Below are 10,037 nucleotides of genomic sequence, written 5' to 3' on the forward strand. Positions count from 1 at the left end.
CCGTAAGCATCCGATCGGCCGCACATGGTGACGGCGGAGGTCGGGCGGTTCGTCGCCATGTCGCTCGACACCGCCAGGGCCGCCGCGCGACGGCCGTTCCAGGTGCGCGAGCTCGTCCGGCAGGCGTGGTTCATCGTCAGCGTGAGCGCCCTGCCCACCGCGCTGGTCGCCATCCCCTTCGGGGCCGTGCTCGCCATGCAGACCGGCAACCTCATCCGCCAGTTCGGCGCCCAGTCCTTCACCGGGGCCACCGCCGTGCTCGGCATCGTCCGCGAGGCGGGCCCGGTGGTGACCGCGCTGATGATCGCGGGCGCGGCCGGCAGCGCGATCTGCGCCGACCTCGGCGCGCGCCGGATCAGGGACGAGATCGACGCCATGGAGGTGCTCGCGGTCGACCCGCTCCACCGGCTCGTCGTGCCCAGGGTCGCCGCGTGCGCGCTGGTCGCGCCGCTGCTCAACGGCCTGGTCGTCACGGTCGGGCTGGTCGCCGGCTACCTGTTCAACGTGGTCGTCCAGGGCGGCTCGCCCGGCGCGTACCTGCAGTCGTTCAACGCCCTGGCCGAGGTCTCCGACCTGTGGGTCTCGGAGGGCAAGGCGCTGGTCTTCGGGGTCACGACGGGGCTCGTCGCCGCGTACAAGGGGCTGGGCGCGGCGGGCGGGCCCAAGGGCGTGGGGGAGGCGGTCAACCAGGCCGTGGTGTTCGCCGCCCTGCTGCTGTTCGCCGAGAACTTCCTGATCAGCGCGGTCCACAACGAGCTGGTGCGGTCATGAGGGCGCTCGACCGGCAGGGCGCGTTCTACGCCAGGGCGATCAGGGCCCTTCCGGCCGGCGCGCGCTACCGCCGGGAGGTGCTCAGGCTGCTGGCCGAGGTCGGGCTGGGCAGCGGCGGCCTGGCGGTGATCGGCGGCACGATGACGATCGTCGCCTTCATGACCTTCTTCACCGGCACCGAGGTCGGCCTGCAGGGCTACACCGGCCTCGACCGCATCGGCGGCTCGGCCTTCACCGGCTTCCTGTCCAGCTACGTCAACACCCGCGAGATCGCCCCGCTGGTGGCCGCCATCGGCCTGTCGGCCACCGTGGGCTGCGGGTTCACCGCCCATCTCGGCGCGATGCGGGTCGGCGAGGAGATCGACGCGCTGGAGGTCATGGCGGTCCCGCCGGTGCCGTTCCTGGTCACCACGCGGCTGATCGCCGGCTTCGCCGCCGTCATGCCGCTGTACGTGCTCGGCCTGCTCGCCTCCTACGTCGCCACCCGCCTGATCGTGACGGTGCTGCACGACCAGTCCACGGGCACCTACGACCACTACTTCGAGCTGTTCCTGTCGCCCTACGACGTGTTGTGGTCCTTCGGCAAGGCGATGGTCTTCGCCGTCCTGGTGATCCTCATCCACTGCTACCACGGCTTCCACGCCACCGGCGGGCCGGCCGGGGTCGGGGTGGCGGTCGGGCGGGCCGTGCGCGCGGTGCTGGTGACGGTCAACGTCGCCAACCTCCTGCTCGGCCTGGCCATCTGGGGCACGACCACGACGGTGAGGCTGGCCGGATGAGACACGGCGCCGCGCTCCTGGCGATCATCGCCGCCTTCACGGCCCTGACGCTGGCCGTCTACTCGAAGGCGTTCTCCACCGCCCGGCACGTCACGCTGCTGCTGCCCGCCGCCGGGCTGCAGCTTGACCGCCGGGCCGACGTCAAGGTCAACGGGGTCGTGGTCGGCGAGGTGACCGACCTGGCGCCCGCCGACCACGGCGCCCGCCTCACCCTGGCCCTCGACCACGACGTCGACCGCGCCTCCACCGCCGAGCTGCGCGCCAAGACCCTGTTCGGCGAGAAGTACGTCGCCCTGATCCCGCCCGCCTCGCCGCGCGGCCCGCTGCGCGACGGCGACGTGATCAGGGCCTCGTCCGCCGCCGTCGAGATCACCGAGATCCTCGACCGCCTGCTGGCCCACCTGCGCGCCGTCCACCCCGAACGCCTGAACGCCGTCCTGAACGCCCTGGCCACCGCTCTTGACGGCCGCGGCGCCCGGCTCGGCACGACCCTGGACAGGACCGACGCCTACCTGCGCCGCCTCCAGCCCCACCTGCCCGCGCTGAAACGGGACATCGCCAAGCTCGCCGACGTCACCGCCCGGTACGGCCAGGCCGCCCCCGACCTGCTGCGTACCCTGGCCAACAGCGCCGCGATCGGCCGCACCCTCACCGCTGCCCCCATCGGCCCGGCCACCGCGGCCGTCACCCGGGCCGCCACCGCCGCCGACCGCCTGCTGCGCACGGACGAGCCCGGGATCGCCGGCCTGCCGCACGTCGTCCGGCCGGCCCTCGACGTGGCCGCCCACCACGCGCCCGTCATCCCGTGCGTCCTGCGCGGCCTCGACCGCCTGCGGCCGTTGCTGGACAACGCCTTCGGCCACGGCAGCGCGAAGGCGGTGCTGGAGATCGTCCGGCCGGCGCACCCGTACGAACCGGGCAAGGACACCCCGCGTTACGCCGACCGCAGAGGCCCGGCCTGCTACGGCCTTCCCGACCACGCGCCCGTGCCCTTCCCGGGGGTGCGCTTCGACGACGGCACCGCCGACCTGGCGCGGCTGATGCTGCGATGACCACGCTCGGGCCGGCGCTCAAGCTGGCCGTCTTCGCCCTCGTCACCACCCTGTGCGTGGCCACCCTCGCGATCACGATCTCGGGCGCCCGCTTCACCGCCGCGGTCGTCTACCACGCCCTGTTCACCGACGCCTCCGGGCTGCGCGAGGGCGACGAGGTGCGCATCGCCGGCGTGCGGGTCGGCCGGGTCGAGAGCGTCACGCTGGCGGGCGTCCAGGCCGAGGTCGCCTTCTCCGTGCGGCGCACCACCGCGCTGCCCCGCGGGGTCGTGGCCGCCGTCCGCTGGCGCAACCTCGTCGGCGACCGCTACCTGACGCTGTCCACCGGCCCGGGCGGTCCCGGCCTGCTCCCGCCGGGCGCCCGGGTGACCGACACCCGCCCGGCCCTCGACGTGACGGCCCTGTTCAACGGCTTCAGGCCGCTGCTCAACGCCATCCGCCCCCAGGACGTCAACAAGCTGAGCTGGCAGATCGTCCAGGTGCTGCAGGGCGAGGGCGGCACGGTCGAGGCCCTGCTCGGCCACATCGCCTCCCTCACCGGCACGCTCGCCGACCGCGACGCCGTGATCGGCCGCGTGATCACCAACCTCGGCGCGGTGCTCGGCGAGATCGCCGGCCGGGAGCACGACTACGACCGCCTGCTGATCGACCTGCGCGCCCTGATCGGCGGCCTGGCCGGCGACCGCGAGGCCATCGGCGACTCGCTGGCCACCCTCGACCGCCTCACCGCCGTCACCGGCGATCTCGTCCGCAGGGCCCGGCCCGACCTGCGGGCGAGCGTCCGGCACGCGGACGGGCTGCTCAAGGCGCTCAACGCCAGGAGCGCCCTGGTCGAGGACACCCTCGCCCGCGCGCCCGACCGTCTCGGCCGGCTCGTCCGGGCCTCCTCCTACGGGTCGTGGTTCAACTTCTACCTCTGCTCGCTCACGGTCAGGAGCGGCGGCGTGCGCACTCCGAAGATCGTCAACGGGAGCCCGCGATGCCGCTGACCCCCTTCAGGAGACACGATCCCGTGCCGCTGGGCGTCGGCGGCATCGTCGTGGCCGTCGCGCTGGTCGTGGCGGCCCTGGCGGTCGGCGGCCTGCCGCGCGGCAGCACGTACTCGGCCGCGTTCGCCGACTCGGCGGGCCTGCGCGAGCACGACGACGTGATGATCGCCGGGGTCAAGGTCGGGGAGGTCACCGGCGTCGATCTCGAAGGCGACCACGTCCGCGTCGATCTGCGGGTGGCCGACGACGTCCGGCTCGGCTCGCTGACCAGGGCCGACATCCGGATCAGGACCTTGCTCGGCGCCCACTTCGTCATGCTCGTCCCCGAGGGCGGCGGCCGGCTCCGGGGGCAGATCCCGCTGTCGCGCACGAGCGTCCCCTACGAGGTCGCGCCCGCCGTCGCGGACCTGGGCGCGGCCGCGGGACGCGTCGACGAGCGGGCCCTGGCCAAGGCCATGACCGTGTTGTCGCAGACCATGGAAGGCTCCTCGACGGAGATCAGGGCCTCCCTCCGGGGGCTCGGCAGGCTCTCGCGTACCGTCGCCGCCCGCGACGCCCGCCTGCACGACCTGGTCAGCCACGCCCGTACCGTCACCGGCCTGCTGGCCCGCCGCAACGCCGACCTGCACGGCCTGGTCACCGACGGCGACCTGCTGCTGCGCGAGGTCTCCGCGCGGCGGGCCGTCGTCCACGGGCTGCTGGTCAACACGGTGGCGCTGGCCGGGCAGGTCGACGGGCTGGTCGCCGACAACAGGACCACGTTGAGGCCCGCACTCGAACGGCTGCGCTCGTTCGTCGCCGTGCTGCGCCGCCAGGAGGAGAGCCTCGACCGGTCGCTGGCCCTGCTCGGGCCGTTCGCCCGCCAGCTCGCCGACGCGACCGGCAACGGACGCTGGTTCGACACGATCATCCAGAACCTGGTCCCGCTGCCCGCCTCCGTCCAGCCGCCCGACCCCCTGCCGGAAGGACCCGTGCGATGAGAGGCCCGCTCGTCCTGGCGCTGCTGCTTTCGACCCTGGTCGGCTGCGGCTTCGAGGGGGTGGCCTCGCTGCCGCTGCCCGGCGGCGCCGACCTGGGCGAGCGGCCGTACGCGGTGACCATCCGGTTCGCCGACGCGCTCGACCTGGTGCCGCGCTCGCCGTGCAAGGTCGACGACGTCACCGTGGGCGAGGTCACCGGCGTGGAGCTGGGCGACGACTGGCGGGCCGACGTCGTCTGCGAGGTGCGCGGCGACGTCGCCCTGCCCGACCGCACGTCGGCGGCGATCTCCCAGACGAGCCTGCTGGGCGAGAAGTTCGTCAAGCTGCTGCCCGCCGGGCGCGGGCGGCTCAGCGGCCCGATCCCGGCGGCCAGGACGAGCACGACGGCCGAGGTCGAGGAGGTGTTGTCGGCCGCGTCGCTGCTGGTCGACGGCGGCGGCCTCGACCAGCTCGCGACCGTCAACCGGGAGCTGGCCGCCGTGCTCGACGGCCGCTCGGCCCGGCTGAAGGACCTGCTGCGCAGGCTCGGCGCGTTCGCCGCGGGGCTCGACGGCTCCAAGAAGCAGATCGTCCGGCTGATCGACGCCCTCGACGGCCTCACCGGCACCCTGGCCGCCCAGCGCGCCACGATCAGGGCCACCGCCACCGAGATCGGCCCGGCCGTCACCCTGCTCAAGGACCAGCGCGCCGGCCTGACCGCCATGCTCGCCGCCCTCGACCGGCTCGGCCGCACCGCCACCCGCGTCGTCGAGCGTTCCCAGGCCGACACTCTGGCCGACCTGCGCCACCTGCGCGCGCTCCTGCTCAACCTCGACCGGGCGCGCGACAGCGTCGCGTCGGGGCTGGCGACAGCGATCACGTTCCCGTTCCCGGGGTCGGCCTCGTCCATGCTGCGCGGCGACTACGCCAACACCGACCTGACCGTCGACGCCTCGCCCGGCGCCACGCTGCGCAACCTGCTCGGCGGTGCGCGATGACCGTCAGGCTGCTGGCGTTCGCGCTGATCGGGGTGGTGGCGGTGGCGTACACGCTGGTCAGGTACGCCCGGGTGGGCGCCGACCTGTTCGACCCCGCCTACCGGGTCACCGTCGAGCTGGCCGACGCGGGCGGGCTGTTCGACGGCTCGGAGGTGACCTACCGAGGGGTGCCGATCGGCCGGGTGGAGTCGCTGGCGGTGGCGGGCGACGGCGCGCGGGCCGTGGTCAGGCTCGGGTCCGGCGACCCCGTCCCGGCCCGCGGCCTGCTGGCGGTGGTGGCCAACCGGTCGGGCGTGGGGGAGCAGTACCTGGACCTGCGGCCCGCCGGGGGCGCGGGGCCGTACCTGCGGGAAGGGGACGTGATCGACCGCGCGCACACGCGGCTGCCGGTCCCCTCGGCCCGGCTGCTCGGCGACACCGACCGGCTGCTGGCCTCGGTCGACCCGCGCGACCTGGAGACGGTCGTGACCGAGCTGGACAAGGGGCTCGGCGGCAACGGGCCCGCCCTGCGACGGCTGGCCGACGCGGGCGAGAAGCTGCTCGGACAGGCCGAGAGCGTGCTTCCCGAGACGGTCGCGGTCCTGCACGACGGGGAGACCGTGCTCGACGCTCAGCGGGCCTCTGGGGGCCATCTGAAGGCATTTGCCGGGAATCTGGCGAGCTTGACCGATTCGCTCCGCGACGGTCGCGGCGACCTCGCCCACCTGATCGGCCGCGCCCCGCGCGCGGCCGAGTCGCTCGAACGGCTGACCGCCGGCGTCGCGCCGCACCTGCGCCCGCTGCTGACCCACCTGCTGATCGGCGGCCGTACGGTCTCCGCCCGGGTCACCGCCCTCCGGCAGCTCCTGATCGGCTACCCGGCCGCCGTCGCGGGCGCCTTCTCCGTGGTCGACCGGGACGGCCTGCACTTCGGCCTCGACCTCGACCTCAACGTGCCCAGGCCGTGCACCCGCGGCTACGAGGGCGTACGCAGGCGACAGCCCCACGACGTCAGCACCCGGCCGCCCGACCCGAAGGCGTTCTGCAGGGAGCCGCGCGGCAGCGCGACCGGCGTGCGCGGCGCCCGCAACGCCCCCGCTCCCCAACCCCCTCCGTCGATTCCAGGGCTTGAAGACTGGCTCGCGGGTTATGATCCGGCGACCGGCCGGAAGGGGTGAGCACAGGTGGGAGCACTTCCCGCGCGCCCGGCACGCATCCTGGTGGCCGCCCTCAGCGTGACGCTGGCGGCGCTCGTCGCCGCCGGCGTGTGGATCTCCCTCCAGGCGCGTGACGCGCAGGCCCTGGCCGACGACCGGCAGGCCGCGCTGCTCGCGGCCGGCACCCACGCCAAGAACCTGATCTCGCTCGACTACAAGACCGTCGACGCCGACGTGCAGCGCATCCTCGACACCTGCACGGGCGGGGCCAGAACCGGCTACCAGGCCATCGCGGGCAAGCTCAAGAGCACCACGGTCGCCAACAAGGTCGTCCAGCACGGCGTCCTGCGCGCCACCGGCCTGGTGTCGATGTCCGGCGGCACGGCGAAGGTGCTGGTGGTGGCCGACGCCGAGATCCGCTGGGACGGCTCCAAGAGCCCGCCCCAGGAGCGCTTCTACCGCTGGACGATGGACGTGACCAAGGTCGGCGGCGTGTGGCTGGTGTCGAAGGTGGTGCAGGTGGTGTGAGAACCGTCACTGTGGTGCTGCTCGGCGTCCTGGTGATCGTCGCGGGCGTGCTGGTGCCCAGGATGTGGTTCGACCTGCGTGACCTGCGGGGGGCCGAAGGAGCCGGGGCCGAGGCGATGGCGACGGCCCGCCAGGTCGCCCCCGACATGTTCTCCTACGACTACCGCTCGGTGGAGGCCGACCTCGCCCGGGCCGGGGCGTACACGACGGGCGAGCTGACCAGGCATTACAAGGAGCTCACCACGTCGCTGGTGTCCAAGGCCAAGGCCGAGAAGACCGTCCGCACCGCGGCCGTGGTGGACGCCGGCGTCGAGCGCGCCACGCCGGACAGGGTCGAGGTCCTGTTGTTCGTGAACATGGTTACGGTAAAAGTAGTGCCGAACCAGGACAGGCCTCAGCAACAGGTGACCCAGAACCGGGCCCGGTTCGTCATGGTCAGGCAAGACGGGCGATGGCTGGTCGAGGGGCTGTCCACGCTGCTGGGAACGGCCTGAGCCGCCGGGCGTGCCGCTACCTTCAATTGTTACCAAAAATCAGGTTTGGCGAAGCCCTTGATAGGGGTACTCCAGTCACAGCTACATCGGTGGTCGGCATGGGTTCGACCCCCGGGGTGACGGAGCGTTAACCGCCCACGATCGCGGGTATCGTCTTGGGCCTGGCGGTAGGCGCCCGATCACACTGGGGAGAAAACCCAGCGTCCGGGCCTCTAGGCGGCTAAAAGTCGGGCTTGCGGGCTTGACGTTTGCGGCTGAACGGGCGATGCTGCGACCAACGTGGAGCATGCAGCGAGAGCGAAGTGGACAGGCGTGTGCCGTTCGGCTACACTGCCCCTTTGCGCTGCCCTTTGACGACCCGTGATGCTTGCTCACGTTGCGAGGTTGTCTGGCGTGCGTGTAGTCAGTCCGCCGCGAGCCCTCGGAAGGACATCTGTTGGCAGCCTCGCGCAACGCCTCCGCCGTACCCGCTGGTCCCCGTCGCGTCTCTTTCGCGCGCATCCAGGAGCCCCTCGAAGTTCCTGACCTCCTCGCCCTGCAGACCGAGTCGTTCGACTGGTTGCTGGGCAACGAGAAGTGGAAGGGCCGGGTAGAGGCGGCTCGTCAGGCCGGGCGCAGGGACGTCCCGACCCAGTCGGGCCTCGAAGAGATCTTCGAAGAGATCAGTCCCATCGAGGACTTCTCGGGGACCATGTCCTTGTCGTTCCGCGACCACCGGTTCGAGCCGCCCAAGTACTCAGTCGATGAGTGCAAAGACAAGGACATGACCTTCTCCGCCCCGATGTTCGTCACGGCGGAGTTCATCAATAACACCACCGGTGAGATCAAGAGCCAGACGGTGTTCATGGGCGATTTCCCGCTCATGACGCCGAAGGGCACGTTCATCATCAACGGCACCGAGCGTGTCGTGGTCTCGCAGCTGGTCCGTTCGCCCGGTGTCTACTTCGAACGTAACGTCGACAAGACCTCGGACAAGGACCTGTACGGCTGCAAGGTCATCCCGTCGCGGGGTGCCTGGCTGGAGTTCGAGATCGACAAGCGCGACAGCGTCGGTGTGCGCATCGACCGTAAGCGCAAGCAGGCCGTCACCGTGCTTCTCAAGGCACTGGGATGGACCAACGACCAGATCCTCGAGCGGTTCGGCCAGTACGAGTCGATGCGCGCGACGCTGGAGAAGGACCACACGGCCGGCCAGGACGACGCCCTGCTCGACATCTACCGCAAGCTGCGGCCGGGTGAGCCGCCGACCAAGGAGTCGGCGCAGACCCTGCTGGAGAACCTGTACTTCAACCCCAAGCGGTACGACCTGGCCAAGGTGGGCCGCTACAAGATCAACAAGAAGCTCGGGGTCGACTCCGAGATCACGCAGGGCACGCTGACCGAAGAGGACATCGTCGCCACCATCGAGTACATCGTCCGCCTGCACGCGGGCGAGGAGTCGATGCCGGGCGCCAACGGTGAGGTGATCGTCGAGATCGACGACATCGACCACTTCGGCAACCGCCGCCTGCGCAGCGTCGGCGAGCTCATCCAGAACCAGGTCCGCCTGGGCCTGGCCCGCATGGAGCGCGTCGTCCGCGAGCGGATGACCACCCAGGACGTCGAGGCGATCACGCCGCAGACCCTGATCAACATCCGTCCCGTCGTGGCCTCCATCAAGGAGTTCTTCGGCACCTCGCAGCTGTCGCAGTTCATGGACCAGACCAACCCGCTGGCCGGCCTGACGCACAAGCGGCGTCTGTCCGCGCTCGGCCCCGGTGGTCTGTCCCGTGAGCGGGCCGGCTTCGAGGTCCGTGACGTGCACCCGTCCCACTACGGCCGGATGTGCCCGATCGAGACCCCTGAAGGCCCGAACATCGGTCTGATCGGCTCGCTGGCCTCCTACGGCCGCATCAACGCCTTCGGCTTCGTCGAGACGCCTTACCGCAAGGTCGTCGACGGCCGGGTGACCGACCAGATCGACTACCTGACGGCCGACGAGGAAGACCGCTACGTCAAGGCGCAGGCCAACACGACGCTCAACCCCGACGGGTCGTTCGCCGAGTCCCGCGTCCTGGTCCGCACCAAGGGCGGCGAGACCGAGCTCGCCCGTGCCGAGGAAGTCGACTACATCGACGTGTCGCCGCGCCAGATGGTGTCGGTCGCCACCGCGATGATCCCGTTCCTCGAGCACGACGACGCCAACCGCGCGCTCATGGGCTCCAACATGCAGCGCCAGTCGGTGCCGCTGCTCAAGAGCGAGGCGCCGCTGGTCGGCACCGGCATGGAGTACCGTGCCGCGACCGACGCCGGCGACGTCATCAGCGCCGAGAAGGCCGGCGTGGTCGAGGA

At 71.7% G+C, this 10,037-nt stretch carries 9 protein-coding genes and 1 pseudogene; all 10 read left to right on the top strand.

Going from position 1 to position 10,037, the window contains the following annotated elements; all coding sequences use genetic code 11:
* Window positions 1-24 precede the first annotated feature (24 nt).
* Window positions 25-771, top strand: a complete 747-nt coding sequence (locus tag ACFYYW_RS46800; RefSeq protein WP_387660460.1) for an MlaE family ABC transporter permease — start codon at window positions 25-27, stop codon at window positions 769-771.
* Window positions 768-1,550 carry an MlaE family ABC transporter permease gene (locus ACFYYW_RS46805; RefSeq protein ID WP_387660463.1) on the top strand — a complete coding sequence of 261 codons (783 nt, stop codon included), beginning with the start codon at window positions 768-770 and terminating at the stop codon, window positions 1,548-1,550. Before ACFYYW_RS46800 ends, ACFYYW_RS46805 begins: the two co-directional genes overlap by 4 nt.
* Window positions 1,547-2,602, top strand: a complete 1,056-nt coding sequence (locus ACFYYW_RS46810) for an MCE family protein (protein WP_387660465.1) — start codon at window positions 1,547-1,549, stop codon at window positions 2,600-2,602. Before ACFYYW_RS46805 ends, ACFYYW_RS46810 begins: the two co-directional genes overlap by 4 nt.
* Window positions 2,599-3,591, top strand: a complete 993-nt coding sequence (locus ACFYYW_RS46815; RefSeq protein ID WP_387660468.1) for an MCE family protein — start codon at window positions 2,599-2,601, stop codon at window positions 3,589-3,591. Before ACFYYW_RS46810 ends, ACFYYW_RS46815 begins: the two co-directional genes overlap by 4 nt.
* Entirely contained in the window at window positions 3,582-4,571 is a 990-nt protein-coding gene (locus tag ACFYYW_RS46820) for an MCE family protein (RefSeq protein ID WP_387660471.1), read from the top strand. Before ACFYYW_RS46815 ends, ACFYYW_RS46820 begins: the two co-directional genes overlap by 10 nt.
* A complete protein-coding gene (locus tag ACFYYW_RS46825) occupies window positions 4,568-5,548 on the top strand; it encodes an MCE family protein (protein WP_387660473.1) in 981 nt (326 codons plus the stop codon). The genes ACFYYW_RS46820 and ACFYYW_RS46825 overlap by 4 nt, the downstream gene beginning before the upstream one ends.
* Complete coding sequence (locus tag ACFYYW_RS46830; RefSeq protein ID WP_387660476.1) at window positions 5,545-6,705, top strand: MlaD family protein; 1,161 nt, start codon at window positions 5,545-5,547, stop codon at window positions 6,703-6,705. Before ACFYYW_RS46825 ends, ACFYYW_RS46830 begins: the two co-directional genes overlap by 4 nt.
* Before the next feature lie 6 nt (window positions 6,706-6,711).
* Entirely contained in the window at window positions 6,712-7,212 is a 501-nt protein-coding gene (locus ACFYYW_RS46835; RefSeq protein ID WP_387660478.1) for a hypothetical protein, read from the top strand.
* Entirely contained in the window at window positions 7,209-7,706 is a 498-nt protein-coding gene (locus ACFYYW_RS46840; RefSeq protein ID WP_352325416.1) for a hypothetical protein, read from the top strand. Before ACFYYW_RS46835 ends, ACFYYW_RS46840 begins: the two co-directional genes overlap by 4 nt.
* A 436-nt stretch (window positions 7,707-8,142) precedes the next feature.
* Window positions 8,143-10,037: pseudogene (locus tag ACFYYW_RS46845) on the top strand (DNA-directed RNA polymerase subunit beta); the annotation flags it as partial.

It is taken from the genome of Nonomuraea sp. NPDC001831, from assembly GCF_042892035.1.
Lineage (GTDB): Bacteria > Actinomycetota > Actinomycetes > Streptosporangiales > Streptosporangiaceae > Nonomuraea.

What these genes read in the sequence shown, in the direction of transcription:
- ACFYYW_RS46810 (WP_387660465.1), top strand. Translation starts at nt 1,547, where the DNA reads ATGAGACACGGCGCCGCGCTCCTGGCGATCATCGCCGCCTTCACGGCC.
- ACFYYW_RS46830 (WP_387660476.1), top strand. Translation starts at nt 5,545, where the DNA reads ATGACCGTCAGGCTGCTGGCGTTCGCGCTGATCGGGGTGGTGGCGGTG.
- ACFYYW_RS46800 (WP_387660460.1), top strand. Translation starts at nt 25, where the DNA reads ATGGTGACGGCGGAGGTCGGGCGGTTCGTCGCCATGTCGCTCGACACC.
- ACFYYW_RS46815 (WP_387660468.1), top strand. Translation starts at nt 2,599, where the DNA reads ATGACCACGCTCGGGCCGGCGCTCAAGCTGGCCGTCTTCGCCCTCGTC.
- ACFYYW_RS46825 (WP_387660473.1), top strand. Translation starts at nt 4,568, where the DNA reads ATGAGAGGCCCGCTCGTCCTGGCGCTGCTGCTTTCGACCCTGGTCGGC.
- ACFYYW_RS46805 (WP_387660463.1), top strand. Translation starts at nt 768, where the DNA reads ATGAGGGCGCTCGACCGGCAGGGCGCGTTCTACGCCAGGGCGATCAGG.
- ACFYYW_RS46820 (WP_387660471.1), top strand. Translation starts at nt 3,582, where the DNA reads ATGCCGCTGACCCCCTTCAGGAGACACGATCCCGTGCCGCTGGGCGTC.